The 25427-nt window shown below is 66.7% G+C and carries 29 protein-coding genes and 2 pseudogenes; 12 read left to right on the forward strand and 19 right to left on the reverse strand.

Annotated elements, in window-relative coordinates; genetic code table 11:
- Window positions 1-4: 4 nt before the first annotated feature.
- The 5 genes from V5F74_RS09120 (at window position 5) to V5F74_RS09140 (ending at window position 4162) form a co-directional block, all read left to right on the forward strand.
- On the forward strand, window positions 5-439 hold the full coding sequence (locus tag V5F74_RS09120; protein ID WP_394007557.1) for a globin family protein: 435 nt from the start codon (window positions 5-7) through the stop codon (window positions 437-439).
- Window positions 436-690: a hypothetical protein gene (locus V5F74_RS09125; protein ID WP_394007559.1), complete on the forward strand. Its 255-nt coding sequence runs from the start codon at window positions 436-438 to the stop codon at window positions 688-690. The genes V5F74_RS09120 and V5F74_RS09125 overlap by 4 nt, the downstream gene beginning before the upstream one ends.
- 7 nt (window positions 691-697) lie before the next feature.
- The gene (locus tag V5F74_RS09130) at window positions 698-1423 is read left to right on the forward strand and encodes a SapC family protein (protein WP_394007561.1); all 726 of its coding nucleotides are present in this window, start codon (window positions 698-700) and stop codon (window positions 1421-1423) included.
- Window positions 1424-1661: 238 nt separating this feature from the next.
- Entirely contained in the window at window positions 1662-2588 is a 927-nt protein-coding gene (locus tag V5F74_RS09135; protein ID WP_394007563.1) for a tyrosine-type recombinase/integrase, read from the forward strand.
- A 191-nt stretch (window positions 2589-2779) separates the two neighbouring features.
- Window positions 2780-4162 carry a Fic family protein gene (locus V5F74_RS09140; RefSeq protein WP_394007565.1) on the forward strand — a complete coding sequence of 461 codons (1383 nt, stop codon included), beginning with the start codon at window positions 2780-2782 and terminating at the stop codon, window positions 4160-4162.
- Between the two features lie 114 nt (window positions 4163-4276).
- Here V5F74_RS09140 and V5F74_RS09145 read toward each other — a convergent pair whose 3' ends face one another.
- A complete protein-coding gene (locus V5F74_RS09145) occupies window positions 4277-5137 on the reverse strand; it encodes a LysR family transcriptional regulator (protein WP_394007567.1) in 861 nt (286 codons plus the stop codon).
- Window positions 5138-5311: 174 nt separating this feature from the next.
- Here V5F74_RS09145 and V5F74_RS09150 point away from each other — a divergent pair, with 174 nt between their 5' ends.
- Together V5F74_RS09150 and V5F74_RS09155 are read left to right on the forward strand one after the other, a co-directional pair.
- Window positions 5312-5884, forward strand: a complete 573-nt coding sequence (locus tag V5F74_RS09150) for a DUF4865 family protein (RefSeq protein ID WP_394007569.1) — start codon at window positions 5312-5314, stop codon at window positions 5882-5884.
- 41 nt (window positions 5885-5925) lie between these two features.
- Window positions 5926-6705 (forward strand): acetoacetate decarboxylase family protein, encoded by a 780-nt coding sequence (locus V5F74_RS09155; RefSeq protein WP_394007571.1) that lies wholly within the window; start codon window positions 5926-5928, stop codon window positions 6703-6705.
- An 18-nt stretch (window positions 6706-6723) separates the two neighbouring features.
- Here the strand turns inward: V5F74_RS09155 and V5F74_RS09160 are convergent, their stop codons facing one another.
- The 11 genes and pseudogenes from V5F74_RS09160 to V5F74_RS09210 all read right to left on the reverse strand — a co-directional run bounded on the left by V5F74_RS09160 (window position 6724) and on the right by V5F74_RS09210 (window position 15539).
- Window positions 6724-7227, reverse strand: coding sequence for a RidA family protein (locus tag V5F74_RS09160; RefSeq protein ID WP_394007573.1), 504 nt, complete (start codon window positions 7225-7227; stop codon window positions 6724-6726).
- A 16-nt stretch (window positions 7228-7243) separates the two neighbouring features.
- Window positions 7244-8239, reverse strand: a complete 996-nt coding sequence (locus tag V5F74_RS09165) for a threonine ammonia-lyase (protein WP_394007575.1) — start codon at window positions 8237-8239, stop codon at window positions 7244-7246.
- Window positions 8229-9062, reverse strand: coding sequence for a 3-hydroxyacyl-CoA dehydrogenase NAD-binding domain-containing protein (locus V5F74_RS09170; RefSeq protein WP_394007577.1), 834 nt, complete (start codon window positions 9060-9062; stop codon window positions 8229-8231). Before V5F74_RS09170 ends, V5F74_RS09165 begins: the two co-directional genes overlap by 11 nt.
- Before the next feature lie 18 nt (window positions 9063-9080).
- Complete coding sequence (locus V5F74_RS09175) at window positions 9081-9182, reverse strand: 3-hydroxyacyl-CoA dehydrogenase NAD-binding domain-containing protein (RefSeq protein ID WP_394007579.1); 102 nt, start codon at window positions 9180-9182, stop codon at window positions 9081-9083.
- Window positions 9183-9229: 47 nt separating this feature from the next.
- Window positions 9230-9394, reverse strand: a complete 165-nt coding sequence (locus tag V5F74_RS09180) for a hypothetical protein (RefSeq protein WP_394007581.1) — start codon at window positions 9392-9394, stop codon at window positions 9230-9232.
- A 9-nt stretch (window positions 9395-9403) separates the two neighbouring features.
- Entirely contained in the window at window positions 9404-10273 is an 870-nt protein-coding gene (locus tag V5F74_RS09185) for an ABC transporter substrate-binding protein (protein ID WP_394007583.1), read from the reverse strand.
- Window positions 10274-10295: 22 nt separating this feature from the next.
- A complete protein-coding gene (locus tag V5F74_RS09190) occupies window positions 10296-11060 on the reverse strand; it encodes an ABC transporter permease (protein ID WP_394007585.1) in 765 nt (254 codons plus the stop codon).
- The gene (locus V5F74_RS09195) at window positions 11057-11890 is read right to left on the reverse strand and encodes an ABC transporter ATP-binding protein (RefSeq protein ID WP_394007587.1); all 834 of its coding nucleotides are present in this window, start codon (window positions 11888-11890) and stop codon (window positions 11057-11059) included. The genes V5F74_RS09190 and V5F74_RS09195 overlap by 4 nt, the downstream gene beginning before the upstream one ends.
- 121 nt (window positions 11891-12011) lie before the next feature.
- Window positions 12012-12821: an alpha/beta fold hydrolase gene (locus tag V5F74_RS09200; RefSeq protein ID WP_394007589.1), complete on the reverse strand. Its 810-nt coding sequence runs from the start codon at window positions 12819-12821 to the stop codon at window positions 12012-12014.
- 53 nt (window positions 12822-12874) lie between these two features.
- A complete protein-coding gene (locus tag V5F74_RS09205) occupies window positions 12875-14239 on the reverse strand; it encodes an amidase family protein (RefSeq protein WP_394007591.1) in 1365 nt (454 codons plus the stop codon).
- Between the two features lie 420 nt (window positions 14240-14659).
- Window positions 14660-15539: pseudogene (locus V5F74_RS09210) on the reverse strand (oxidoreductase).
- Window positions 15540-15611: 72 nt separating this feature from the next.
- On the opposite strand from V5F74_RS09210, the gene V5F74_RS09215 reads away from it, so the two are divergent.
- Together V5F74_RS09215 and V5F74_RS09220 are read left to right on the forward strand one after the other, a co-directional pair.
- Window positions 15612-15809 (forward strand): hypothetical protein, encoded by a 198-nt coding sequence (locus V5F74_RS09215; protein WP_394007593.1) that lies wholly within the window; start codon window positions 15612-15614, stop codon window positions 15807-15809.
- Window positions 15810-15906: 97 nt separating this feature from the next.
- Window positions 15907-16164, forward strand: a complete 258-nt coding sequence (locus V5F74_RS09220; RefSeq protein ID WP_394007595.1) for a hypothetical protein — start codon at window positions 15907-15909, stop codon at window positions 16162-16164.
- 358 nt (window positions 16165-16522) lie between these two features.
- Here V5F74_RS09220 and V5F74_RS09225 read toward each other — a convergent pair whose 3' ends face one another.
- The 7 genes from V5F74_RS09225 to V5F74_RS09255 form a co-directional block, all read right to left on the reverse strand.
- On the reverse strand, window positions 16523-17299 hold the full coding sequence (locus V5F74_RS09225) for a cupin domain-containing protein (protein WP_394007597.1): 777 nt from the start codon (window positions 17297-17299) through the stop codon (window positions 16523-16525).
- A 146-nt stretch (window positions 17300-17445) separates the two neighbouring features.
- Window positions 17446-18414: a sugar ABC transporter substrate-binding protein gene (locus V5F74_RS09230; RefSeq protein WP_394007599.1), complete on the reverse strand. Its 969-nt coding sequence runs from the start codon at window positions 18412-18414 to the stop codon at window positions 17446-17448.
- A 42-nt stretch (window positions 18415-18456) separates the two neighbouring features.
- A complete protein-coding gene (locus V5F74_RS09235; RefSeq protein WP_250168036.1) occupies window positions 18457-19428 on the reverse strand; it encodes an ABC transporter permease in 972 nt (323 codons plus the stop codon).
- A gap of 67 nt (window positions 19429-19495) precedes the next feature.
- Window positions 19496-21049 (reverse strand): sugar ABC transporter ATP-binding protein, encoded by a 1554-nt coding sequence (locus V5F74_RS09240; protein ID WP_250168035.1) that lies wholly within the window; start codon window positions 21047-21049, stop codon window positions 19496-19498.
- Window positions 21050-21090: 41 nt separating this feature from the next.
- On the reverse strand, window positions 21091-21516 hold the full coding sequence (locus V5F74_RS09245; RefSeq protein WP_394007602.1) for a RidA family protein: 426 nt from the start codon (window positions 21514-21516) through the stop codon (window positions 21091-21093).
- Window positions 21517-21536: 20 nt separating this feature from the next.
- Window positions 21537-22616: a fumarylacetoacetate hydrolase family protein gene (locus V5F74_RS09250; RefSeq protein ID WP_250168033.1), complete on the reverse strand. Its 1080-nt coding sequence runs from the start codon at window positions 22614-22616 to the stop codon at window positions 21537-21539.
- Window positions 22613-23092: a hypothetical protein gene (locus V5F74_RS09255; protein ID WP_250168032.1), complete on the reverse strand. Its 480-nt coding sequence runs from the start codon at window positions 23090-23092 to the stop codon at window positions 22613-22615. The genes V5F74_RS09250 and V5F74_RS09255 overlap by 4 nt, the downstream gene beginning before the upstream one ends.
- A gap of 468 nt (window positions 23093-23560) precedes the next feature.
- Between V5F74_RS09255 and V5F74_RS09260 the strand changes: the two genes are divergently transcribed.
- The 3 genes and pseudogenes from V5F74_RS09260 to V5F74_RS09270 all read left to right on the forward strand — a co-directional run.
- Window positions 23561-24550, forward strand: coding sequence for a LysR substrate-binding domain-containing protein (locus V5F74_RS09260; protein WP_394007604.1), 990 nt, complete (start codon window positions 23561-23563; stop codon window positions 24548-24550).
- Window positions 24547-24873: an NIPSNAP family protein gene (locus V5F74_RS09265; RefSeq protein ID WP_029557389.1), complete on the forward strand. Its 327-nt coding sequence runs from the start codon at window positions 24547-24549 to the stop codon at window positions 24871-24873. The genes V5F74_RS09260 and V5F74_RS09265 overlap by 4 nt, the downstream gene beginning before the upstream one ends.
- Window positions 24874-25185: 312 nt before the next feature.
- Window positions 25186-25415 (forward strand): annotated as a pseudogene (locus tag V5F74_RS09270) (IS3 family transposase); the annotation flags it as partial.
- Window positions 25416-25427: the final 12 nt, after the last annotated feature.

Here is a 25427-nt window from a genome sequence, read left to right on the forward strand (position 1 = left end):
TGTGATGAATCACGACACGATCACCCTGGTCCAGAGAAGCTTCAAGGATGTCGTCCCGATCGCCGATATGGTCGGTGAGACCTTCTATGCCCGGCTCTTCGAGACCCATCCCGAAGTACGGCCGATGTTCGCCGAGGACATCAGGCCGCAGGCCAAGAAGCTGGTGCAGATGCTGGCGATGGTGGTGAACGGCCTGCACCGGCTCCCCGCCATCCAGAGCGAGGTCGCGGCGCTCGCTCGCCGACACAGGGAATACGGTGTCGCCGAAGCCCATTATCCCGTCGTCGGCGAGGCGCTGATCTTGACGCTGGAGCACCATCTGGGCGACGCTTTCACGCAGCAGATCAAGGACGCCTGGATCGAGGCTTTCACAACCCTGTCGGACGTGATGATCGACGCCATGCACGAACCGCCGCGCGCCGTGGGAGGCCATGCATGAGCACCGGGCGCACGCTCGGCGACTTCGGCCAGCGCTCCGGCATCCTTCTGCCCGCGGCCGGACGCTCGGTCATGGCAGAGGCGCGGGAAACCTTTATCGTGGTCGGCGTCTTCGCCGGTTCGGCGGCGGCGGGCCGCAAAACGGGCGACGCGGGCGGGGATGTCCTCACGGACCTGATCGTCGGCGGACCCCGACCCCAACAGGGATACCGAAGTCTTGGACCAGCCATCGCCCCTACCGCTCTTCTATAAAGATCCCATGCTTCTCCGCTTCGAGGCGCATGGCGATGTAGGCCTGATTCCCGGCAGCGATTTCAACTTCGCCCGCGAGGCCGTCGCCATTCCGCTCTCCATCGGCGAATTCCCGACCGCGATGCGGCATTATCCCATCGCCTTCGCCATGGACGATCAGGCGTCGCCCATCGCTCTGGTCGCGATCCACAAGGACCAGAATCTCTTCATCGAGCGCGACGGGAGCTGGCGGGCGAAGAGCTATGTGCCCGCCTATGTCCGCCGCTATCCCTTCATCGGCATGGACACGCCCGATGGCGCACAGCAGCTCCTGTCGATCGACCGCGCCAGCGCGCGCTTCGTCGCTTCCGCAGGGGATCACGCTGAGGCGCAGCGCCTGTTCGACGAAACCGGCAAGCCGACCATGGTCGCGCAGACCGCCATGGCCTTCTGCCAGACCTTCCACACCGACTACGTCAAGACCGTCGCTTTCGGTAAGGCGTTGTTGGCGGCGAAGATACTTGAGCCCTATCACGCCGATTTCCGCCTGCCGGACGGCACGCTGCACAAGCTCGACGGCTTCTATGCCGCGAACGAACAGGCGTTCCACGCCTTGCCGGCTGAGACCGTCAACGACTGGCACGGCAAGGGCTGGCTCGCGCTGGTCGTGCTGCATCTCGCATCGCTCCAGAGCTTTCAAAATCTCCTCGACCTCAACGCGCAGCGCACAAGCGAACGAACGGCGCTGGCGTGACGAGCAGGAAAAGCACTCTCGGCCCTGCGCCGCCGCAACCCTTCCGGACAATCGTACCCGTGGTCTTGCGGGCTTCCATCTTCTCGTGGACGGCGCGAACCTCCTCTAAGGCTGCGGTCATTCCGATCGAACGGGCGATCTAACCGTCGGTGGAGTCTGCGACGGGTATCTGGCCGAGGCGGAGGCCGGACGAATTCTTGGCAAGCGACGCCGGCCTATCAAGGCGTCGACGCTTGCCATGGATCGCAGCCGAATTGATGCGCATATCAAGCCGCTGCTGGGCAAAGGGATCATTGACACGCTTAAGCTGGGCGACATTGAAGGTGCCCTGGCCGATATCGCGGTCGGTAAGACGTCCAAAGCGCGCGTCGGTAGCCGCGGCGGTGCCACCACAGGCGGCGAAGGGGGCGCCGCACGTACCATGTCGACCCTGCACTCCCTCTTGGAGCACGCGGTGCGGCTGGGGAAAATCACGAGCAATCCGGCAAAGGGTGTCCGTCGCCTCGCCAGCACGCCACGGGACCGACGGCTGAGCCGCGCCGAGATCGAGAAGCTCGGCAAGGCGATGCGGATAGCGGAGCAGGACGGCGAGCACCCGACCGGCCTCGCGGCGATCCGCTGCTTTCTGATGACGGGCCTGCGCCGCATGGAGGGGCTCGCTTTGGAGCGTGCCTGGCTCCATGACGAGGAGGGCTCGATCCGATTTCCCGACACGAAGAGCGGCGCGCAGACGCGGGTCATCGGCCGCGCCGCCGTGGACCTGCTGCTGGCACAGCCTCAGGCCGGATCGCGCTTCTTCTTCCCCGCCGATTGGGGTGAAGGGCATTTCGTCGGGATCGTACGCGTGCTCGATCGCATCTGCGCAATGGCGCGACTGGTCGACGTCACCCCGCATACCCTACGCCACACCTTCGCGAGCGTCGCCAGCGACCTTGGCTTTTCCGAGCTGACCATCGCGGCGCTGCTCGGCCACGCATCGCGCGGCGTGACGCAACGCTATATCCATATCGACGAGGCGCTGCGGCTCGCGGCGGACCGCGTCGCGGACGAGATGGCCGACATTCTCGACGGCAAGGCGGCGGCTGCGCGTCCTCCTCGGCGTGGGGCGCGCCAGTCGCAGGAATTCCAGGAGACGGATCAGAGAGTGCCGCAGTCAGAATCGTGACACGGCGGAGCGGAATCAGGCTCTATCAGCCAACGAGCTGAAGCGGTTGGCGGACGGCCACGATCGGCGTCGACCCGCCGGGTCGGTGTGCGATGCGGAGATTGCATTTGGTATACTCCGCATAAATTGCGGATATAGCCTCTTGCGTTTGCGGAGATTGAACCTCACATTCTCCGCATGGAGCGCGGAGAATGACAACCTATATCCATGACCTGCCCGATTGGCCCCGGTTTCGCTGGGATCACGCGGCGCTGGCCGCGCCGCTAGCGGCGGTGCGGCATCACCAGGGGCGATTGGTCGGCCGCATGGAAGGACTGGGCTTCGAGCTTCGTGGCGAAGCCGTCCTGCAATCCCTGACCGAAGAGGTCCTCAAATCCAGCGATATCGAGGGCGAGCGGCTCGACCGCGCGCAGGTGCGCTCCTCAATCGCGCAGCGCCTCGGCATGGACATCGGGGCACTCGCCCCCGTGGATCGCCATGTCGAAGGGGTCGTGGAGATGATGCTGGACGCGACCCAGAACTACCGGGTCCCCCTCACCGAGGAGAGGCTGTTCGGCTGGCATGCCGCGCTGTTTCCCACCGGTCGCAGCGGCATGGCCAAGATCACCGTAGGCGGGTGGCGCACCGGACAATGCGGGCCGATGCAGGTCGTTTCCGGGCCGATCGGGCGCGAGCATGTGCATTTCGAGGCGCCGGGCGCGGAACGCCTTCCGGCCGAGATGCAGGCGTTCCTCGCGTGGTTCAACGCGAGCAGCGGCATCGACCCGGTCCTGTTCGCAGGCGTGGCCCATCTGTGGTTCGTCACCATCCACCCGTTCGAGGATGGCAACGGGCGCATCGCCCGGGCCATCGCCGACATGGCCCTGGCGCGCTCGGAGGGCTCGCCGCAGCGGTTCTATAGTATGTCCGCGCAGATCCGGATCGAACGGAAGACCTATTACGAGACGCTGGAGCAGACCCAGAAGGGCGACCTCGACATTACGGTGTGGCTCGCCTGGTTCCTGGAATGCCTGGACCGCGCCTTCCATGGGGCGGAGGCGGTCCTTGCCACGGTTCTGCGCAAAGCGCGGTTCTGGGAGGCTCATGCCAGGAGCGCCCTCAACCCGAGGCAACACCTCGTGGTCAACCGCCTGCTTGACGGCTTCGAAGGCAAGCTGACCTCGTCCAAATATGCCACCTTCGCCAAATGCTCGCAGGACACCGCTTCCCGCGACATCGAGGACCTGTGCGGCAAGGGCATTCTAGTCCGGGAGCCGGCCGGCGGGCGGAGTACCAGCTACAGCCTCATCGCCAGCGCCGCCGATGCCCTGGAAGCGGTTGCGCGCTGGGTCCTGGCACACGCCGACAAGGCAGCTCGGGACGGGCCGGGATGGACCAGCCCGGAGGAGGACCTGGCTCGGATGGAGCGCATTCAGGCCATCGGTCGAGAGCTTCAGACGCTAGCTTGCGAGCCCGACGCGACGCCAAGCTACGCCGATTATGAAACAAGGCTGAGGGCCTTGCACGAGCAGGGGCTATTCCCGGACGATCGACTGGTTGGCGCGGTCGCGATGGCTATCCAGCGGGGCATTTAGATGGACATGGAAGTCCAGCTTTCCAATATTGCCGCAAGCCTTTGGCGGGATCCGACTAATCGTAAGCCAAGCCATATCGGGCTGGGACGAAACTCCAAGGGCCCTACCGAAAGCCTACGTGGCCCCTCCCGCCGTCGAGCGGATCGCGGCACTGAGCGTGCGTAGCGCGGCGCGCGCGGTTCGGTCGGTGAGGTTGGAATAGAGCATCACCTCCCGCGAGGGCAGCCCCGGTAGCCCAAGCCTCGGCCCAACATCGACCGTTGCAGCCGGCGCCACCCGCCGGCCCAACGCAGCGACCGCGAGGCCGGCAGAGACCGCCGCACCGATGGTGCCGATGCCGCCGCCGACAAAAACTTCCGTCCAGGGTATGCCCGCGGCATCGAGCGCCGTCGTCGCCATACTGCGAACGCTGCACGGCGCTGCCTGGGTCGCAAGGCGCAGCGGCTCGCCGATGCTATGCTCAAAGTCCGGCACCGCCATCCAGCCAAATTCCTCATCGAGGATGACCTCACCGCCGCGGCGATGGTTATCGTGACGCAGCACGATGGCCGCGTCGAGTTCGCCACGCTCGAAATCCTCCAGGCTCTCCCGTGAAGAGGTGACCCGTACCTCCAGGATGAGCGACGGGTCAACGCCACCCATGCGCTTCAGCAGCACCGGCAGCTCACTGCCGACGATATGGTGGCTGATACCGACGACGAGGCGGCGTTTCTCCTTTCTGAAGCATCCGACGGCCAACTGGTGGGCACCGATCAGCGCTCGCGCGTGGTCGAGAAAGGCGGCGCCGTCGGACGACAGGCGGACCAGCCGCGGCGTCCGCTCCAACAGGCGTCGGCCGAGGACTTCTTCCAGCCGCTTCACCTTCAGGCTCACCGCAGACTGCGCCGTGTCGAGCGCTTCGGCGGCACGGGTGAAGCTCTTGAGATCGGCGGTGAGGACGAAAGCCTGCACGGCTTCGATGTCGAGTGCCTTCATGATCTATCATTCGAATTTTCAATGTTTGAAATGGAGTATCATACCATTTTTATATGTTCAACCGGCGCTTATCGTCCTCTCGTCAAGAGACGGGCTCCCCCTGCTGGCGGGAAGGCGTGTCGGTCCTGCCGGCAGCGCGGCGCCCGGCTCATCACGGAATAAGGAACGTTGGGAATGATCCTCGCGCATTACGGTCACCGCCTGCCCGCCACCTATGACGTAGGGCTCATCCGCGCCCGGGCCGCGGAGCGGGGCGTCCTCTGGGCGGCCGTGCCGGACCTCTATTTCAAGGGCTTTCTGCTGCGCGAGCGCGGCCGCTACGGGGCCATCGCCAACAACTATTCCTCGCTCTACCTCTGGCGCCAGGACGAGGCCTTCCGCGACTTTCTCCTTGCTGGCCGCTACCGGGTGGTGACGGACAGCTTTGGACGGGCGGACATTGCCACTCGTTTCGTCCTGGATGCCCGCAAGGGCGAGGCCGACGAGGCGCGCTTCGTGTTCAAGCACGAGGTCGACATTCCGCTCGACGCCGATCTCGAAGCCGCCTTCGCCGCCGAGGTGGAAGCTACCCGGCAGGCGGCGCGTCAGCCCGGAACGGTGGTCGCGGCGGTGGGCATCGACACGCATGTCTGGCGCTTCACCCGCATTGTCGTCTCGGCCAACGCACCGGATGGACACCAGCAGGGCACGGCCTACGAGATCCTCCATCTGGCGCGCCCATTGCTCGACACCCTGCCGAAGGCGTGACCCCGATGGGCTACCGTTTTGAGGCGGGACGCATCTGTCGGATGCCGACCCATTTCGGGCCGGCCTCCGGCCCGCGGCAAATGCCCGACGGCATGCCCGCCGATCCAGCATCGAACCCGCGACGGCTCAGCGTCGCCGCGCGCTTCCTGACCGATGCCGCCCGGCTGGAGGCGCATCTGCCGGAGGGGTTCACCCTCTCCGGCGAACCGGTCGTCACCGTCGAGTTCCATTATCTCACGGGAATCGACTGGCTGGCGGGCCGGGGCTACACCATGGTTCAGGTGAGCTGGCCGGCCAGCTTCGCCGGACGGGAGGACAAGGCCTCTGGCCGGTTCCTCGCCGTCATCTGGGAGAACCTCGCCGATCCGGTCATCACCGGGCGCGACGAGATCGGGCACCCCAAGCTCTATGCGGACATCCCGCCGCCGCGCATGTGGGACGGCGCCCATCTGTGCTCCGCCGGCTGGCTGGGGTTCCGCTTCCTCGATATCGAGGTGTCGGGGCTGCGCGACATTTCCCCGGACGCGCCGCCGCCCGACGACATCCTGATGCTGAAATACGTTCCGCGTACCGGCGCCTGGGGGGAGGCGGACCTGTACCAAGTGACGCTCACCCCGGGCAAGGATCCCGACAGGACCGTCGAGCATCGTCAGACTGGAACAGGCCGGGTGCAATTCCACCCCGCCGCCTGGGCGGACCTTCCCACCATGGACCATGTCGTTAATGCGCTCGCCGGCCTCCCGGTCTACGAGCCGCGGGGCGGCACCGTGGTGCATTCGCGTGGCGGGAAGTCCCATCGCGACCAGCGCATCCTGCGCTGAGTGGTTCCCACCGTCGGCTCAGGAGCTGGAGGCGGGCCTGACCGAGGCGATCAGCTCGATCTCGACGGCGGCATTGCGCGGCAGCTTGGCGACGCCTACGGCGGAGCGGGCATGGCGCCCTCGCTCCGCCCCCAGCAGTGCGAACAGGAGCATCGAGGCGCCATCCGCGACCGCACTCTGGTCCACGAAGTCCGGCCCGCTCGACACGAACACCGTCATCTTGAGGACGCGGTCCAGGTGGTCGAGGCCGCCGAGGCCGTCGCGCAGCGCTGCAAGGCCGCGGACCAGAGCGAGCCGGGCACCCGCCTGCGCCGCTTCGAGCGTGACCTCTACCCCGACCCGGCCCACCGTTGTCACTCCGGTCTCGTCGCGGGGCAGTTGTCCGCTGACGAAGGCAAGCCCCTCGTGGACCACGACGGGCGTGTAGGCGGCGGCCGGCGGCGCGGCGGCGGGAAGGACGATGCCGGCGGCGTCGAGTGCCGCCGGCCAGTTGGAAGGAGTCTTGTCCGCCCAAAATTCCAAAGGGATCGCCCTCACTTCAGGATGTGACCGGCTGCTCCAATGCCCTCTTGAAAAGCGCCGGATCGATGTTGCCGCCCGAGGCGACGATCAGCGTGGTGCGTTCGGCGGTCTCGACAGCCCCAGAGAGGACGGCGGCAAGGGCAGCGGCTCCGCCCGGTTCCAGAACGAGCTTCAGCTCCTGAGCGGCAAAACGGATGGCCTGAAGGACCGCGTCGTCCGAAACCGCAATGCCGCACGCACCGTGAGAGGCAAGGATCGGCAGTGTCAGGCGCCCCGGCGCGGGGACTAGGAGCGCGTCGCAGATCGAGCCGGAGAGGCGCGGATTGCGTTCCCATGCGCCGCTGGCGAGCGATCGGGCCATGTCGTCGAAACCCGCCGGCTCCACCGTCACCACCCGCGCCGCCGGAGCGGCCTCGGCGAGGGCGATGGCCCAGCCCGCCGCGAGGCCGCCGCCGCTGCAGCACACCAGGGCCTGATCGATGAGGGGGGTGGTTTCTTCGGCGACCTGCGCGACCGCCTCCAAAGCGCCGGTGCCCTGTCCCGCGATCACGAACGGATCGTCGAACGGCGGCACCAGCGTCGGCCCCTGTTCGGCCACCAAAGCGCGACCGATCTCCTCGCGGTCCTCCCGCTCGCGGTCATAGAGGATGACGCGGGCACCGCGCTGGCGCGCGCCCTCGATTTTGATGCGTGGTGCATCCGCCGGCATGATCACGGTCGCCGCCACTCCGGTTAGGCGGGAAGCCTCGGCGATGGCGAGGGCGTGGTTGCCCGACGAGAAGGCGACGACGCCCCTGCCGCGTTGGCCGGCATCGAGTGCTCGGATGCGGTTAGCCGCGCCGCGGAATTTGAACGAGCCGGTGCGCTGCAGGTTCTCCGCCTTGATGAACACCCGTCCTTGCGCAAGCGCGTCGAGCTTGGGATTGGTCAGGAGGGGCGTGCGGACGATGTCGGCGCCGATGCGCGCCGCCGCCGCGCGAACCTCGGCGATTCCGATGCGATCAGCGGTCATGGCCGGCGCTCCCTGCCGTCCGGCCGTCGGCATCTGGGGTGGGGGCCTTCCTATCGAGCAGACGGGCGGCGGCCATCAGCGTCTCTTCATAGGCCTGAAGGGAGGAGCGAGCGCTGTCCGGTGTCCAATCCCAGAAGCCATGGCCCGACTTGATGCCGCGACGGCCCTGCGCCACCAGCTCCGTGAGCGTCCTGCTGGGCGCGACGGCGTTGTTGAGACTTGGATAGATCGTGCGCGCAGCGGCGAGCTGGGTGTCGAGACCGGCGAACTCCTTTTGCAGGATCGGCCCCGCAGCCACATAGCGGAATCCGAATCCATAGCGGACCGCTGTGTCGACATCCTCGGCCGTGCCTAGTCCCTCGTCGATCACGGCGAAAGCCTCGCGCATCAGGGCGTGCTGGATGCGGTTGGCGAGGAAGCCGGGCACGTCCCGGGCCACCCGGATGGGCTTGCGGCCGACGTCCGTCATGATGGCGTAAAGGCTCTCCGCCACGTCGGTGGCGGTCTTCTCGCCGCGTACCACCTCCACCGCCGGCACGAGATGGGCCGGAAGAAAGAAGTGCAGGCCCGCCATGCGGTGCGCCGTTTGGCGGTCACTGGCGATGAGACTGATGCGGAAGCCGGAGGTGTTGGTGGCGAGGGGAATGTGCGGCGGCACCAACGTGTCGAGCTCGGCGAACACCCGCTGTTTCAGCTCGAACACCTCCGGAACAGACTCAAGCCCGAACGTTACGCGCGACCAGTCAATGTCCTGAGCCGCGCGATGGAGGCGGAACCGTTCCGCCGCGAAGGGCGCGCCGATCTGGGCCAAGGAGGCCTGCACCCGCTCGCGCCTCAACTCTCAGGTGGCCTCGTCGCGGGTCGTCGCCTCCACGCTCCAGCCCCGAGCCAGGAAGATCGCGGCCACGTCGCACCCCATGGCGCCGCACCCGATGACGGCCATTCGTTTGTCTTGCGACACCTTTTGCTCCTTGCTGCCTGTACTTGCGGCTATCGGCGGTCCGCGGTCGCGGCGCCGGCGAGATCCACGATTTCGTTGGTGAAGACCTCCGCCACCGGCAGATCGAGGCGCACGCCTCGGACCTCGGCGAGGAAGTCGATGTTCTTCACGACGCCCGCCCCGTCGAGGCCAAGCGAGGCTGGCAACGACCCCATGGCCTGCGCCTAGGCGGCGTCGAGTACTGCTGGCTCCACTCCGGGGTAGAACGGCCCGATGGCCGCGCGTGCGGCATCAGGATGGGTCCGCATCGTCTCCATGGCGCGCGCGAGAGCCCGCACCAGCCGCACCGCCGGGCCGCGGTTGGCCTCAAGCCATTCGGGTCGCGCGGAGAGGGCTGTGAAGAGGAAGTCCCGGAGCGGGGGATATTCCCCCTTGGCGAAATCGAACAGCAGCGCGCCGCCGAATTTGACGATGCCGATCGTCGAGGTCGGTGCCGAAAGGCAATAGCCATCCACCCGCCCCTGGGCGAACGCGGCGATCATGTTGCCGCCCCCGCCGATGGGGATGATGGTGAGATCGCGATCCGGATCGAGCCCGCCGTGGATGGCCACATGGCGGACCACGAGATCGGTGATGCTGCCGGCACCCGCCACCGCGATCTTCAAGCCCCGCAGCGCCTGCGCCTTCTCGGACGGCGTCCTGCGCGCGCCGAGGCCGGTCCTGCGGGCGGCGTCCGCGGAGAGCACGATGTCGCTGCCGCATTGCTTCAGGAGGGCAGCGAACAGCTGCGTCTTCTGCCCCTTCGCCCAGGCCTGCAGGGGCACTGCGGGCAGGCCCACGTAGATGTCGCTCTCGCCACCGATCACAGAGGTGAGCGCGGCGGCCGCGCCCTTGCCGAAGACGGTGACCTCCATCTCCAGCTCCTCGTCGCGGAAGCAGCCGAGGCCGCGGGCGGCATAGATGGGCAGGTAGAGGAAGCCTTCGCTGGGCTGGGCGATGGTGATTCTGAAGGGTTCGTCAGCCCGGGCGGTGGCGGCCCGCAGAGCCAGCGGCGTCAGCGCGGCAAGGCTCATGAATGCGCGGCGGTGGAGCATAGGTCGTCCTCCGGAGGGGATGTCAGACAGAGATCTCGCGGGTTCCCTCGCCGGCCTTCCAGGGCATGAGGAGGCGCTCCGCGAAGCGGACGATACCGTTGAAGATCAGGCTGAGGGCGACGATGCCGATCAAGGCGGCGAACACGGCCGCCGTGTCGAACTGCGCCGCGGCGTCGGAGAGGATGTAGCCGATGCCCCGGTTGGCGGCGATGATCTCGCCCACGATGGCGCCGATAAGCGCGTAGGGCACCGACAGGCGCAGGCCGGTGAACACCCACGTCAGCGCCGATGGCACGATGACCTTGGAGATCAGCGCCCGCTCGCCGGCCCCCATCAGCCGCAGGATGGCAAGCTGTTCGGGGCTCACGCTGCGCACACCGGTGTAGGTGTTCAGGAAGACGAGGAAGAAGACGGTGACGGCCGCCAGGATCACCTTCATGTCGATGCCGATGCCGAACCACAGAATGAACAGTGGCGCCAGCGCGACCTTGGGCAGGCTGTAGAAGGTGATGAGGAACGGGTCGAGGATGTCGGCGAGCAGCTTCAGCCGGCCCAGCAGCAGTCCGGCGCCGACGCCGAACATCGCCCCTAGGAGAAAGCCCAGTGCCGCCTCGGTGGCGGTGATGGAAAGATTGTAGAAGAAGCTGCCGTTCGCGATCATCGCCAGGAAGCTCTTCGCCACAAGGGACGGGCGACTGATGAAGAAGCCGGCGTCGAAGACTCTCGAGACCGCTTCCCAGAGGATGAGGAAAGCCGCGAGGAAGAGCGTGCGGAAGATCGCGATCATGCGAGGGCTCCCGCCATGGTGAGGGGGGAGGGCGCATCCGAGGTCCGCGGCGGTGCGGCCGCGGGCTCGGCGAGGAGGTCCCATAATTGGGCGTAGAGCGCCTGGTATCGTGGATTGGTGCGCAGGCGCACGGGCTCGCGCGGGCGCGGCAGGTCGATGGGTACGATTGCACGGATTTTGGTTGGACGCGTGCCGAGGACCACACAACGGTCGGCGAGCGTGATGGCCTCGTCGAGATCGTGGGTGACGAACAGAACGGTCTTGCGGAAGCGGCCACACAGGCGCAGCAGCTCGTCCTGCATGGTGAGCCGCAGCTGGGCGTCGAGCGCGCTGAACGGCTCGTCCATCAGCAGCGTCGCAGGGTCGGCGGCGAGCAGGCGGGCCAGCGCCGCACGCTTGCGCATGCCGCCGGACACCTGGCTTGGATAGTGCGCGCCGAAGCGCTCCAGCCCCACCAGCGTGAGCAACTGCTCGATGCGCGCGGCGCGCTCCGCCTTCGCGAGGCCCTTGATCTCCAGCGGGACGGCGATGTTGCCGGCGATGGTGCGCCAGGGCAGCAGGTGGTCCGCCTGGGTCATGTACCCGACGTCGAGGTTGATCCCCCGCACGGGCGCGCCGTCGTAGCTGACCGATCCGGAGGTCGGCCGCATGAGGCCCGCGCTCATGTTGAGCAGGGTGGACTTGCCGCAGCCGGACGGGCCCAGCAGGGTGATAAATTCACCCCGCGCGACGTCGAACGTGACGCCGCCCACGATTGGCAGCGCCTCCGCCCCGGTGCCGAAGCTTTTGCGAACCTCCGAAAAGGCAAGGATCGTCTGTGCTTCATCCATTTCTGTCCGCTCCCTGGAACACGGTTCCACCGCCCGGCGGGGACATGCCCGCAGGTGAAGGGTCTCTGAAGGTCTGTTCTTGAAGGCTTGTTTCGATGTCTTGCGTGCTGGACGTCGGGGCTCAGTGCGCCGCGATGTCGAGGAGGCGCGCGGCGAGCGCGTCCGGCGCGCTCACCATGGCGTCGTGACAGGCGGCGAGTTCGACATAATCGAACCCCTTGCGGTTCTTCGCCCATTCGCGCGAGCTGTTCAGCGCCGCATAGGCCGGCTCCACGCAGCCGATGTAGGTCGCTGCGAGGCCGTTGCCGATCGGCCCGTTGACGTTGAGCGGGCTCAAATAGGCGCTGAGCGGCTGGGCGGTCAGATGGCGTTCCAGCCATGCCGCGTCCGCCGCGTCGGTGACGCCGAATGCGGCCGCCGGGGACGCCGGCAGGCTCAGCCCGCCGCTTGACGCCTCCGCCGCCTTCAGCCGCGCTGAGACGCCCTCGGGCGGCAGCGCGTCAAACGGCTTGCGCCCCGGCTCCACGATCATCGCATCGAGATAGACGAGGCGGCGGAGGCTCTCCGGCATGCGGTCGGCCACGCCGCTCACCGCGCAGCCGCCGAAGGAATGGCCAACCAGGACGACATCGCCCAGATCTTCCATTTCCAACAGATTGGCAACATCAAGGATAAAGGTGTCGAGGGTGATATCGCGCGACATGAGATGCCGTCGCTCGCCAAGGCCCGTCTGGGTCGGGGTGAAGACCGAATGACCCGCCTGCCGCAGACGCTCCGACACCCGTTGCCAACACCAGCCACCGTGCCACGCACCATGCACCAGGACGAAGGTATGGCCGCCGGGCTGCTTGTGGACTTCTGCTCCGCTCGCTCCTGGGAGCGCAACGGTCCCGGCGAGGGCGGTGCTGCCGGCTGTGGCGATCTTCTTCAACGCATCTCTCCGATTCATCCGCGTGGCTCCCCGATGTCTGTCCCCCATGCCGCCTAGAGGTTCGGCGGCGGCACGCTGCCGAGCACTGGCGCCAGGGCAAGGCCGAGGGCGAGCAGCGTCCGGTCGCTGCCGGCGGGGCCGAGCAGCTCGAGGCCGACGGGCAATCCGCCACGGGTCAGTCCCGCCGGCAGGATCAGGCTCGGAAAGCCTGTGCAACTCCCGAGCGCCATATTCCGCGCCACCGCGACGGCGAGCGGCACGCGCGCGCCGTTGATGGTCACCTCATCCTCCTCGCCGATGGGGGGAGGTGGGATCATGGTGGCGGGGAACAGGAGCGCCGCCACGCCGGTGCGCACGAACCAATCCGTCATCTGTGCGGTCATGGCGGCACGCAGGGCCAGCGCCGTCTCGTGCTGCTCCCGCGATGGCCGGTTCGGCGGCAAGGCGAGGGCTTTGAACAAGGTCTTCACAGTGTCGCTGACCGACGCGAACATCCCGTCGAATGAGACGCCCGCCGGGGAGCGTGCGAGGAAGCCGGCGATGCTCGCCTGCGCCTCGAAGGAGATGATGGTCGCGGCCATGTCGGGCGCGCGGGCGACGATCTCGGGCAGAGGCGCCTCGACCACCACAGCCCCGGCATCGATGAGCTTGCGCAGCGCCTCGGTGGCGAGGCGCTCCACCTCCGCATCCAGCCCCTCCCAGAAAAAGGCCAGCGGGACACCGATCCGAACGCCCTTCAGCGGCAGCGGATCGACCGGGCGCTCGTCGCCCGTCACCGCGGCGTCGAACAGCGCGAGGTCCGCGACCGTCCGGGCGATCGGCCCGACCTGATCGAACATGGTCGTCAGGGGCATGATGCCCTCGTCCGGATAGCGGCCGTAGGTCGGCCGCAGCCCGGCCAGCCCGCAGCATGCCGCCGGAAGCCGGATGGAGGCCCAGGTGTCCTCGGCGACGGCGAGCGGCGCGATGCGGGCAGCCACCGCGGCAGCCGATCCGCCGCTGCTCCCGCCTGGAATGCGGCTGAGATCATAGGGATTGCGCACGGCGCCGAAGGTTCCGTTGTTGCTGGTCCAGCCGAAGGACAATTCGTGCAAATTGGTCTTGCCCATGAGGATGCCCTCTTGGGCTAGCAGCGCCTTCACGACGGCGGCGTCGGCAGCTGGCCTGAAGTCGCGGAGCGCGGCGGTGCCGTAAGATGTCGGCAGGGAGCGGGTATTGACGCTGTCTTTAACGGGGATGGGCAGCCCATGAAGCTCGCCGAGCCTTGCGCCGGAGGCACGCTTGCGGTCGGCATCCCGCGCCGCCTCAAGCAGGATGTCGCCGTCGAGGACACGGAAGGCGTTGAGCTGCGAAAGGGCAGTGGCACGATCGAGGAGCGCCAGCGCGTAGGCTTCGGCGGTGATGTCGCCCCGCCTCATGGCAGCGACCGCCTCAGTCGCGGTGAGATCTGTCAATCCGCTGTGCGCTGCCGCCGGCACGGCCCCCTCCATCGCCAAGACCGTGGCAGCGCCCACGACCTGGGCTGACTGCTTCAGGAACGCGCGGCGATCCACACTACTCATCAACGTCGCCTCCCGGCCCGCCAGGACGTGTTGCTCTTCCTGCGCGTTTGGGCCGATTGAAGGTTAGGCGGCGGCGGATGGAGATAGTATTGGGCGGGGGATATTTCAGAGATACGCGTCGAGAATGACGCCTCAGGTCGAAACCGAGCGTTGGCGCCTGCCGATGCATCCTCGCCAATGCGGGTTGTGTGCGCCACGCAGCGGATGGTTCGCTGCCGGAGCGAGTGCTGCGAACGATGCAAATAAAGACGACCTCGACGCTGCGGCAACCGAAACCTACACCGCAGACTGATCCGCCCGTTCGCCGGCCTTTGCCGACGTGTGGGCCAGGGCGGCGAGCGCCTGTTCGGGAGGGTCGACGGCGGCCGCCGCCAGAATCTGCCGCAGATGGACGACGGACGACGTGCCGGGGATGCGCAGGATATTGGGCGCGCGGCGAAAGCCAGGCGATCGCGACTTGCAGGGGAGCGGCGCTGAGGCTCTGTGCAACGTCAGACAGGGTGGAGGACTGCAGGGGGAGACCCCCCAAGGGGAAGCACGGCACATAGGCGGTGCCGCTGCCGGCGAGATCGTCAATCACGGCGTCATCGATACGGTGGGCCAGATTGTAGGGGTTTTGCACGCAAATGACTTGGCAGATCTTGCGTCCTTCGGCGATCTGCGCCGGCGTGACATTGCTGAGGCCGATGTGGCGTATCAGGCCTTGCCGCTGAAGCTCTGCGAGCGCGGTGAGTGGCCCGTCTATGGAGCCTTCGGCCGGACCATGCCCATCGAACATGGCCCGCAGATTGACCACGTCGAGGACGTTGAGGCCGAGGTTGCGCAGATTGTTGTGCACCGCCTGAACGAGGTCTTGGCGCGAGACGGCACGCCGCCATGAGCTGTCCGGTCCGCGCTGGGCACCCACCTTGGTGGCGATGACGAGATCGTCCGGGTAGGGATGCAGCGCCTTGCGGATCAGCCGGTTGGTGACATGCGGGCCGTAGAAGCCGCTGGTGTCGATATGGTTCACCCCCAAGGCGACCGCTTCGCGCAGCACGGCCAGCGCGGTGGCATGATCGGCCTGCGGACCGAACGCACCGGGGCCGGCAAGCTGCATGACGCCGTAGCCGAGCCGCCTGACGACGCAACTGCCGAGGGTGAACGTTGCGGCCATCGACCTGATGCTTGTTCGAAGTTGCCCAGGGCAAATATATGAAGCATCCTTCACCTATTGAATTCGCATTCCATGGGAGATCTGGCGACGACGCTGAAGTCCAGAAAATCTCCGGTCCAGACGCGTTCCGCGATCACCGTCGAGACGCTGCACCTCGCGGCCATTCAGGTTTTGATTCAGGAGGGACTGAGCCGCTGCACGACCACCCGGGTCGCCGAGCGCGGGGGACTGTCCGTCGGCAGTCTCTATCAATCCTATCGCGAACCGTGACGCGCTGCTCGCCGCTGTCCTGGAACGACACCTTGAGGGCATTGCCGCCGCCGTCGAGCGCGCCAGCCTCGAACACAAGAGCAAGCGGTTGCACGAAATGGCTTCGGCGTTCGTCGATGCGTTCCTTTCCGCGAAGCTGCGCCATCCAGAGGAAGCCAAGGCACTGTACGCCGTCGCAGAGAAGCGCGGCGGCGCCGCTCTTGCTGCCCACATGCGCACGCGAATAGTTGCCGCGGTCTCAGCCATGTTGGCCAGCGCGCCCGACGCGAGCTTTGACGATCCCGCCCTGGTGGCCACGATCGCTCTCGGTGTGTTGGTCGGGCCGGTCAAGCCCTTGCTCGAAGAACAGGCGTAAGCCGCGTTCAGGGCGCGCGTTGAAGATGAACTCGTCCTGCTGGTGATGGCGTATCTCTTGGCGCATCGGAGGCGGCGGTGAGATTGAGGGATGCGGCGATGGCGAAATAGAAGGCTCCACATTTGGTCGTGCTTCATCGGCGATGAACCGAGCGGGCGGCCATGAGCGCATCCGCTGCCCAGCCGGACAAGCCTTCGGGGTCGTAGAGGATCTCGCCACCCATTGCTGACGCTCCCGCCCGGCTACTCCGTGGCACACCTTCGGTGGTACGCGAAGGGGCTCGTGGGGCGTCAGCAATGGGTGGGCGATCTTCGACATCGTGATCTACGTCTCGACACGGCTGGCGGCCTCGAACCGATCAGAAAGTGGGCGGCGTGTTGATCCATAACAGCACGGCGTCGTCCGGACCTGGATTGATGAAGGAATGCGGGATTTCAGAGCGGAAGCAGAAGGAATCCCCCTTCCCCAGCACATGGGTCTGGTTCTCGATGGTCAGCTCGATGAAGCCGTCGAGCACGAAGCCAGCCTCCTCCCCCACATGGAAATATTCCCCATCCGAGCCATGGCCGGCGGCGACGGTGAGGAGGTTGCCTTGCAGCATGCGTTCCGGGGAATGCGGGATAATCTGCTCGATGCGCACGCCCCTGCGTGGCAGGCCCAGGTAGTCGAGCGCCACCTCCTTACGATCGCCGGCGCGCACCACCGTGCAGCCTTCCGTCTCGGACCCCGAGAGGAAGGAAGCCATGGAGGTGCCGAGCCCTGCTACCAGCTTGTGCAGTACCGAGAGGGAGGGCAGCAGGCGCCCGTTCTCGATGCGCGAAAGCAGGCTGGGCGAGCAGTCGCCGAGTGATGCGAGATCCGCGAGCGTCATCCGCCGCGCCCGCCGCATCGTCTGCAGGCGGCGACCAATGCGCACGGCCTCAAGGCCGCCCTCGGTGCTCTCCGCAGGTGCGGGCGGCGTGGCTGTTGCATGCTTGGCGTCTCGCCCGACCGGCGAGCCGGCACGCTTCATCTTCGCGTCCGACGCCTTGTTTGCGGTGCTCTTGCTGGTGGGGCCCTTGTTGACGGTGCTCTCGTTCGCGGTGCTTTTGCCGATGGCGGTTTTGCGCGCCTTCACGGGTGTTGCGGTCTTCATGCTCTCTGGCCCCAGGTTTCGCTACGTCCGCGACTCGTTCGGTCCGGTCGCGACGGCGCGGGAGACGGATCGATCCTCTCGCGCGCCCGATTCACTGTTGCGGCCAGCCGTCGGCGCTGGCCGGCTCCCTTGAACGTGGATGGGCCTCACGGCCTCCACCCCTTCGGTGGCTGGAGATTCTCCTTCTGCACCTTGTCGAGGTTCTCCATCGTCACCGCAATGAGCGGGACGTTGATCACCTTCGGCTCTGGCCGGATGCCCTTCAGAAGGTCGCGCACGACGCGCACCTCCGTGCGACCGATCAGCACCGGCTGCTGGGCGACCACGTAGTCTGCGCAGCCGGCGCGCATCATCTCTTCGGCCTCGTCGCCGAGCACGGCGAAGATAACCTTAGTCTTGCCGCAGCGCCCGGCGCTGCGGGCCGCCCGCGCGGCGCCGACGCCGTAGACGTCGTCCGCGCCGTAGAGCAGATCGAGATCGGGATTGCGCTGGAGGAGCTCGCTCGCTCGCGTCAGCGAGGTGGCCGCATCTTGCTCACTGGCGATCTCCGCGATGATGCGCAGGTTCGATCCAGCGATGGCCTCTTTGAAGCAGCGCAGGCGCTCGGTAGCCCAGAATGATCCGGCGGGACCGGCGAGCACGCCGACCTTACCGCCGTCGGGAAGCAGCTTCTTAGCCCCCGCGGCCAATTCCTTGCCGATGTTGCAGTGGCTGGAGGAGACCGCGGCGTCCGGCTCCACGCCGCGGGCGATGACGTTCACCCCGGCGCCCACCAAGAAGATGCCCTGTGCCCGCGCCTGCTGGACGACGCCCGTCATCGCGGCCGGGTCATTGGGATCGATCAGGATGGCCTTGACGCCCTTGATCGCGAGGTTGGAGATCTGGTCGAGCTGCTTGTCGATATTGTTGTATCCGCCCGCATCCTGGACGATGACGGTGAAGCCTTCCTTCTTCGCTTCGTCGAGGACGCCGTAGAGTTCGGCGGTGGGATAGGGGCCCTTCAGATTGGGTTTTGACAGGCCGATCAGCGGTTTGGGATCGGCGGCGAGGGCCGCTCCGCTGGCGCCCAGAACGGCGGCGCAGGCGAGCGCTTTCAGCAGCAGGTCAAGTTTCATGTGTCACCCCTAGCTTGATTTTATGGCAGTCGGCAGGTGGCGTTAACCCCCGGACGCTCGGCGCAGATTGGCTTGGTCGAGCGCCACGGCGACGATCAGCGCGAAGCCGATGATCATCATTTGCGTGTAAGATGAGATGTTGAGCAGGTTGAGCCCGTTGGCGAGGATGCTGATGAAGGCCACCCCCACCGCCACGTTGACCACCGAGCCGCGCCCGCCCGCCAGAGACACCCCGCCCAGCACGACCGCGGCAATGGATTCCAGCGGCAGCGTCGCGCCGAGGGTGGGCTGACCGGAGGAAACGCGCGCGGTCAGGATGATGGAGCCGATGGCCGCCGTGAGGCCGCAGAAGGCGTAGGCTGCGATGCGGATCTTCTCCACCGGAATGCCTGACAACCGCGCCGCCTCCTCGTTCCCGCCGACCGCCCGCAGGTGGCGGCCGAACCTCGTCGCGCGCAGCGTGAGCTCGGCCACCAGCAGCGTCACCGCGGCGATGATGACCGGCACGGGAATGCCGAGGAACGACTGATAGGCGATGAGGCCGAAGCCGGGCGGCAGGCCCGGGATGGGCACACCGCCCGCGAGGTTGAGCGCCAGCCCCGACATTACCGAGAGCATGGCCAGCGTGGCGATGAAGGGCGACACGCGAAAGCGGGTGATGACGAAGCCGTTGAGCACGCCCACGCCGGCGCCGCAAACGAGGGCAGCGGCGATGCCCGGCGCGATCCCGTACTCGCGCATCACGAAGGCGCAGACCACGCTCACCAGTGCGACGATGGAGCCGACCGAGAGATCGAGGCCGGCGGTGAGGATGACGAAGGTCTGCCCAAAAGCCACCGCGGCGAGCCCGGATGCTGCGATGCCGATGTTGCGAAAGTTCTGGCCGGTGAAAAAGACGTCTGACGATGCCGCGAAGAAAGCGACCATGGCCACCGTCGCAATCGGCAGCGCAAGCTCCATTCCCCGCCCCCGCAGATGGCCGGCCAGGCTTTCCCGCCAGGATCCCGTGCTCATGTGCCCTCCGATGGTCTCGCGATATGTGTGCATGGTTCCACTCTGGTCTTGTTGATTGCGCCGCGAGTTATTTGGCGTGCGCCGCGGTTGGGAGGGTGTGGCCACGAAAGGCGGCCGCGAGGATGCGCTGCTCGTCGAATGCCTCGAAGACGAGCTCGTCTTCGATTCGCCCCGCCGAGACGACGAGGATGCGATGGCATAGGTGCACCAGCTCAGAGGTCTCGGAAGACACCACCACGATGGCGGCGCCCTGCGCGGCGAGGCTCTGGATCTGGCGGTAGATCTCCGCCTTGGCGCCCACGTCGATGCCGCGGGTGGGTTCGTCGAAGATGAAGACGTCGGCTCGGGACAGCATCCACTTGCCGATGACGATCTTCTGCTGGTTGCCGCCGGAGTTGGTGCGCGCGGGCTTCGCGAGTTGGCCGCGGAATTGCAACCGCCGGGCGACCTCCTCGGCCGCCCGGCGCGCTCGGCCCCGGGAGACGACGCCCGCTCGGCAATAATCCGCGAGCGAGGCCATCAGCAGGTTTTCGTGCCCGGACAGGCTGGTGACGAGGCCTTGGTCCTTACGGTCCTCGGGGATGTAGGCGATGCCGTTGCGGATGGCATCGGCGGGCTTGCGGATGTCGAGGCGCCGGCCGTCCTTCTCGATCACACCGCCATCGCGTCGGTCTGCGCCGAACACGGCGCGCATGATCTCGGTACGGCCAGCCCCGACGAGCCCGGCGAATCCGAGCACCTCTCCGGCCTTCACGTCGAAGCCGATGTCCTGAAACACGCCGGCGCGGGTGAGCCCGCTCACCTTTAGCACCAGCGCGCCGATCTCGTTGTTGCGCGGCGGAAACAGCTCGTCGAGGGGGCGGCCTACCATCATCTCGATGAGGTCCATGGGGTCACCGAAGGCCGACGTCGGCCGGGTGCCCACATGCGCGCCACCGCGCAGCACGGTAATGCGGTCAGCCAGTTCGAGAACCTCGCTGAGGCGGTGCGAGACGTAGAGGATGCTGGTGCCGTCCGTCCGCAGGCGGCGCAGGATGGCGAGCAGCGCGTCCGCCTCCTTGCCCGAGAGTGACGCGGTGGGTTCGTCCAGGATGATGACCGGGGCCTTGAGCGCGAGAGCGCGGGCGATCTCCACGATCTGCTTCTGTCCGGTCGAGAGGGTGCCGGCCCGCGCGCGGGGGTCGATCTCATTCTCGCAGCCCAAGGCGGCGAGGGTCTCACGGGCGAGTGCCTCGGCCGCGCGTCGGTCGTAGAGCTGGCGCCCGGGACCGCCGGCGGGCTCGTTGCCCAGCACGATGTTCTCGGCCACCGTCATGCCGGGCACGATGGCGAGCTCCTGGAAGATGGTGACGATGCCGTTGTCGCGTGCTGCACGCGGCGAGGCGAAGGTGACGGGCGCGCCGCGAAGGGCGATGGTCCCTTCGTCCGGTTGCGTTGCTCCGGACAGGATGCGGATTAGGGTGGACTTGCCGGCACCGTTCTCGCCCACCAGCGCATGGACCTCGCCGGGACGCAGGTCGAGATCGACGCCACGGAGGGCGCGCACGCCCGGATAGGATTTGCCGACACCGCGTACCAAGACGAGGGGCGGGGTTTCCCCGTCGGCCTGCATGTGCGTCATGTGGTGTCCCTCGCAATCTTGTTGTGACGGGCACGCGGGCGTCACATAGCGGACGGCAGAACGGCGATCATGTCGAGCTCGATCCGGGCGCCGGGGGCGCTCAGATTGTTCACCGCCACCAGCGTGCCGGCGGGACGCCATGTTCCGAAATGCTCGCCCAGCACCTGGTACATCCCGTCCATGTCGCGCATGTCGGTGACGTATTTTGTGATCTTCACCACGTTGTCCCAGGAGATTCCCCGGGCGTCGAGTACCAGCTTGATATTGGCGAGGGCCATGCGGGTCTGCTCCTTGATGTCGTGCGGAAGCTCGTGCTCCTCTGGCACATGGGGATGGCGGTGGTAGAGCGGGGAGGCGGTAGCACCGGCGATGAACAGCAGCCCGGCACAGTCCCGGACCTCCACGGCCGGGGCGTAGGGCATTTCGTCGGCGGCCTCGGGCCGCGGATGGACGGCATCGATCTGCATGGCAGCCTCCCCGCTCTGCTTCAGGCCGCCGCCCGGGCGGTGCGCCAGTTCACCTTCTCCGGCCGGGGCGGCAGGATGCGGTTGCGCAGCACGCCGAGGCCCGCGGCCTCCAGCTCCACCACGTCGCCGGCCTTCAGCCACTTCTCCAGCTCGAAGCCGCAGCCATGGTTGACGGTGCCCGATCCGAGAACGTCGCCCACGTTCAGGGTCTCGTCCTGAGAGGTGTAGGAGATCATCTCCTCGAAGCTCCACTGCATGTCGCCCGGCGTGGACTTCGCCCAGACCTCGCCGTTCACGAGCACCCGCATGTCGGTGTGCAGGACGTCGGGCAACTCGTCGGGGGTGACGATCCAGGGGCCGAGGCCCCAAGCGAAGTCCTTGCCCTTGAAGGGACCGGTATTGTTGGCCATCTCGCCGCGCTGGGTGTCGCGGGCGGAGAAGTCGTTCAACAAGGTAAAGCCGAGGATGTGCGCGCCGGCCTCGGCGGCATCGACGTTGCGCGCGGCGAGACCCACCACGGCGGCGATCTCGAGCTCGAAGTCGAACCGCTCAGTGTAGCGCGGCCACTGCACGTCTTCGTCATGGCCGACGAGCGAGGTGGAGTTGGCTTTGAACGCGAAGGGCCGCTCGTACCATTCGGGCGGCAGCTTCAGCCCCATCTTGCCGAAGGTGGCGAGCAGGTGGTCCTCGAACGCCGCGAAGTCGCGCAGCACCGGCACCTTGATGGGCGGGCGCAGCTTCACCCGATCCAGCCGGTGGGCGAGGGTCTCACCGCGCGGTCCGCGCAGCTCTCCGGCGGTGATCTCGCCCCATCGGCGGGCGACGAAAGCTTCGACCTCGTGCACCGGATCGAGTGCGGGCCCGTAGAGTAGGGTGGCGGCGCGCAGGTCCGATGGCAGGAACGCATCCGCCCTGAGCGAGGGGCTTGGCCTGCCGGCCGCTTGCGACAGAGCGGCAAAGGTGGCGTTCACGTCCACCACCCATCCTGCGCCGTCGCGTGCGGCGCCGATCGCCCCGCCGGGCGTGGTATCGGTGATGACCGTGCCGAAGCGTTCAGCCGGCCCGACCGCGGTTTCGATGCTGAAAGTCGCGAGTTTCATCGTGCTACCCTCGGAAGATCGACCTTGTCGTCGGCGTCGGTGCCGGGAAACGGCCCCTGCTTGATCTCGATGAGCCGCGTACGGGGCTCCAGGAATTCCACCTCGTGCCCTTCGGCCATGAGCAGCAGATCGTTAGGCTCCAGATACACATCCCCCAGCGCGGCGCCGGAGGTGGTGAAGATGCCCACGCGCGCTCTGCCGCTCTGGCAGATCAGGATCTGATGGCGTGTCGGAAGCGGTGGCAGCGCCTCGTTGGGCACGTGGTAGTGGGGCAGGGTGGTGGCTCCGGGATGGCGCTCCAGCATGATGATCTGGAGGGGCCAGCCGTTGTCGGTGACGTGCGCCTTGGTGGTGCGCTCCAGTGTGGGGTCGGCCACCTTGTAGGCCTCCTGCACGTGGCGGATCTCCTCCGGCGTCTCCATGAACGGAGGGAAGCGGTCGAAGGCATTGAACCGGCCTCCGATGAAGATCGCCACTGTACGGTTGTCGTCCGGCGCCCGGAAAAAGCGGACGTGATCTATGTTTCCGTCGGGTTGTGGGCTCGACATATCTCGTTCCAATCGTCTGGAGCACGTTCCGATCGGATCCGACCAATCGCACGGCAAGCTGATCGGCGTGTGCTCCGGAGAGGACCTCGTGGTCCCCTGAAGGCGCGGTCCGCGTGTGGGCGATCCGGCCGGCTTGTGCTCAAGGCCGTCCGGCGTCCCGCCGCTCGACCCGAATTTGAGCCTCGCACCGGGCGGCGGCGACCGAAAGCCGGCAAAATTGGAACGTATCGTTGCTCCTATGAAACGAATGCATAATATAGTGCTATGATGCAAAAAATCATATAAAGTTGCATAATGTGAGTACCTATGACAGTCTGTTGCGACCAGAGGCGCGCCCCGCCCTCCCGGCGGACCCGCGCACAATCAAGGTTGGTCAACGACCGGCGGGGAATACGGATGATCAATTTCAACGATTATTTCTATTTTGCCCAGGTCGTTGACAGCAAAGGAATTACTGCTGCAAGCAAGGCACTCAATCTTCCAAAGTCTAAACTCAGCCGCAGGGTCGCGGAGCTGGAGATGAGGCTGGGAGTCCGATTGATACAGCGCTCCTCGCGCACGTTCCTTGTCACCGAATTGGGTCGCGAATTCTATCGCCACGCGCGCAACATGCTCGCCGAAGCGCAGGCGGCCGAATCCGCGGTCAGAAGCCGTCTCGGACCGCCGAGCGGCACATTGCGCCTCGCCTGTTCGCCGGTTGCTGCCGCGCTCTGCCTTGGCACCGTGTTGCCCGGCTTCCTGGCGCGCTTTCCCCAGGTGCGCGTCGAGCAGCGGATGCTGTCGCGGCTGGACGAAATGGGGGCGCGCACCGCCGATGTCTATCTCGTCGCCCACGACGGGCCGCTGGAGGATTCCAGCATGGTCCGACGGCGCCTCAAGGCGGAACCGCGCCACCTCTTTGCAAGCGCCGGCCATGCCGCCACCTACGCAGGAGTGACGAGGCCCGCCGATTTGACGGGCTGCCCGCTGTTCGTCTTCGCAGAGGCCCCGGGCCGATTGTTGCTGACCCCGGCGAGGGAGCGGCAGGACACTATCCTTGAGGGCGCCTGCATCGCGGATAGCGGCCTAGACCTGGGACCACGCCTCGTGAGCAGCGACCTCGGCGCGGTCCTGTCGTCGGTTCGCGCGGGCATGGGCGTGGCGTTGCTGCCGGCGTCTTGCGGCCAGGACGCGGTGCAGCGGGGCGATCTGGTGCGCGTCCTACCCGGCTGGACGGGCGGCACGTTCGAGGTGAGCGCACTCCTCGCCTCCAGCCACGGCGTGCTGCCTGCGGTCCGGGCTCTAATCGAGCTCATCGGCGATTGCTTTGCGGGTCGATTGGTGGACCTTCCCGGCATGCCGAGCGCACCGGAGCCGGAGCGCTATTCGCAGGAGGAGCCGGCATGATCTACGAGCTGAGGTGTTACGATTGCATGCCCGGTTGCCTGCCGCGTGTGCTGCGGAGGTTCGAGGACGATGCGCTGCCGCTCTGGCGTGAGGCGGGAATCCGGCCGGTTGGCTTCTGGACTACCCTGGTCGGCGAGAACGACCAGAGCCTTCATTACATGCTGGCGTGGCTCAGCCTCACGGAACGCGAGGAAAAATGGACGGCGTTCGCGGCCGATCCGCGCTGGATCGAAGCCCGCCGGCGAAGCGAGGCCGACGGTCCGCTGGTGGCGCGAATCCGCAATTCCCTGCTAAAGCCCGCCCTGGACCTCGCACCGGCCTGATGGGCACTTGCCGGGCTTGCGCCGACGCTCTTGTCACCACCCGATTGCAGAGTTCCCGGTGTCGCGGCTGATGACCCGCACCGCCCTCGATCTCGGCGCCATGGTGAATTTCGTGGAGTACCCAGCCGTCGCTCGCGACGGCGGCAGTCAGCGTTCGCAGGTCATCGGCGCCTGATCCGAGACCACGTGGGAGCGCCGGACGTTGGAGTCTCCGGCCTTGCTCACGGCGGTGGGCTGGAGGGCGCCAGAGTTCTGCAGCGTGATCGGAGGGATGCGGCCGATCCTCGTCGTAGTACCTGAACCAAGCCTCCATCGATGAGCCCTCGTGGCAACTGCCACGACAACGCCGTGGCCGAGAGCTTCTTCAACTTGCTCAAGCGCGAACGCATCCGCCGCAAGACCTACCGCACGCGCGACGAGGCACGCCAGGACGTGTTCGATTACATCGAAATATTCTACAACCCCACCCGCAAGCACGCAACGGGATGCTGTCACCCATCGAGTTCGAAGGGCAGCACAAAGTCAAAGCCGAGGGCGTCTAGGAGACTCGGGGC

The sequence above is a fragment of the Xanthobacter aminoxidans genome (genome assembly GCF_043193615.1).
Classification (GTDB): domain Bacteria; phylum Pseudomonadota; class Alphaproteobacteria; order Rhizobiales; family Xanthobacteraceae; genus Xanthobacter; species Xanthobacter aminoxidans.

Excerpts from the sequence above, each read along its gene's own strand:
- V5F74_RS09240 (WP_250168035.1), bottom strand. The coding sequence starts at position 21,049 with ATGACGCACATGCAGGCCGACGGGGAAACCCCGCCCCTCGTCTTGGTA.
- V5F74_RS09120 (WP_394007557.1), top strand. The coding sequence starts at position 5 with ATGAATCACGACACGATCACCCTGGTCCAGAGAAGCTTCAAGGATGTC.
- V5F74_RS09140 (WP_394007565.1), top strand. The coding sequence starts at position 2,780 with ATGACAACCTATATCCATGACCTGCCCGATTGGCCCCGGTTTCGCTGG.
- V5F74_RS09265 (WP_029557389.1), top strand. The coding sequence starts at position 24,547 with ATGATCTACGAGCTGAGGTGTTACGATTGCATGCCCGGTTGCCTGCCG.
- V5F74_RS09260 (WP_394007604.1), top strand. The coding sequence starts at position 23,561 with ATGATCAATTTCAACGATTATTTCTATTTTGCCCAGGTCGTTGACAGC.
- V5F74_RS09125 (WP_394007559.1), top strand. The coding sequence starts at position 436 with ATGAGCACCGGGCGCACGCTCGGCGACTTCGGCCAGCGCTCCGGCATC.
- V5F74_RS09155 (WP_394007571.1), top strand. The coding sequence starts at position 5,926 with ATGCCGACCCATTTCGGGCCGGCCTCCGGCCCGCGGCAAATGCCCGAC.
- V5F74_RS09150 (WP_394007569.1), top strand. The coding sequence starts at position 5,312 with ATGATCCTCGCGCATTACGGTCACCGCCTGCCCGCCACCTATGACGTA.
- V5F74_RS09165 (WP_394007575.1), bottom strand. The coding sequence starts at position 8,239 with ATGACCGCTGATCGCATCGGAATCGCCGAGGTTCGCGCGGCGGCGGCG.
- V5F74_RS09185 (WP_394007583.1), bottom strand. The coding sequence starts at position 10,273 with ATGCTCCACCGCCGCGCATTCATGAGCCTTGCCGCGCTGACGCCGCTG.
- V5F74_RS09145 (WP_394007567.1), bottom strand. The coding sequence starts at position 5,137 with ATGAAGGCACTCGACATCGAAGCCGTGCAGGCTTTCGTCCTCACCGCC.
- V5F74_RS09220 (WP_394007595.1), top strand. The coding sequence starts at position 15,907 with ATGGCTTCGGCGTTCGTCGATGCGTTCCTTTCCGCGAAGCTGCGCCAT.
- V5F74_RS09205 (WP_394007591.1), bottom strand. The coding sequence starts at position 14,239 with ATGAGGCGGGGCGACATCACCGCCGAAGCCTACGCGCTGGCGCTCCTC.
- V5F74_RS09175 (WP_394007579.1), bottom strand. The coding sequence starts at position 9,182 with ATGGCCGTCATCGGGTGCGGCGCCATGGGGTGCGACGTGGCCGCGATC.
- V5F74_RS09235 (WP_250168036.1), bottom strand. The coding sequence starts at position 19,428 with ATGAGCACGGGATCCTGGCGGGAAAGCCTGGCCGGCCATCTGCGGGGG.
- V5F74_RS09215 (WP_394007593.1), top strand. The coding sequence starts at position 15,612 with ATGGGAGATCTGGCGACGACGCTGAAGTCCAGAAAATCTCCGGTCCAG.
- V5F74_RS09250 (WP_250168033.1), bottom strand. The coding sequence starts at position 22,616 with ATGAAACTCGCGACTTTCAGCATCGAAACCGCGGTCGGGCCGGCTGAA.
- V5F74_RS09245 (WP_394007602.1), bottom strand. The coding sequence starts at position 21,516 with ATGCAGATCGATGCCGTCCATCCGCGGCCCGAGGCCGCCGACGAAATG.
- V5F74_RS09180 (WP_394007581.1), bottom strand. The coding sequence starts at position 9,394 with ATGGGGTCGTTGCCAGCCTCGCTTGGCCTCGACGGGGCGGGCGTCGTG.
- V5F74_RS09190 (WP_394007585.1), bottom strand. The coding sequence starts at position 11,060 with ATGATCGCGATCTTCCGCACGCTCTTCCTCGCGGCTTTCCTCATCCTC.
- V5F74_RS09130 (WP_394007561.1), top strand. The coding sequence starts at position 698 with ATGCTTCTCCGCTTCGAGGCGCATGGCGATGTAGGCCTGATTCCCGGC.
- V5F74_RS09230 (WP_394007599.1), bottom strand. The coding sequence starts at position 18,414 with ATGAAACTTGACCTGCTGCTGAAAGCGCTCGCCTGCGCCGCCGTTCTG.
- V5F74_RS09225 (WP_394007597.1), bottom strand. The coding sequence starts at position 17,299 with ATGAAGACCGCAACACCCGTGAAGGCGCGCAAAACCGCCATCGGCAAA.
- V5F74_RS09195 (WP_394007587.1), bottom strand. The coding sequence starts at position 11,890 with ATGGATGAAGCACAGACGATCCTTGCCTTTTCGGAGGTTCGCAAAAGC.
- V5F74_RS09135 (WP_394007563.1), top strand. The coding sequence starts at position 1,662 with ATGGATCGCAGCCGAATTGATGCGCATATCAAGCCGCTGCTGGGCAAA.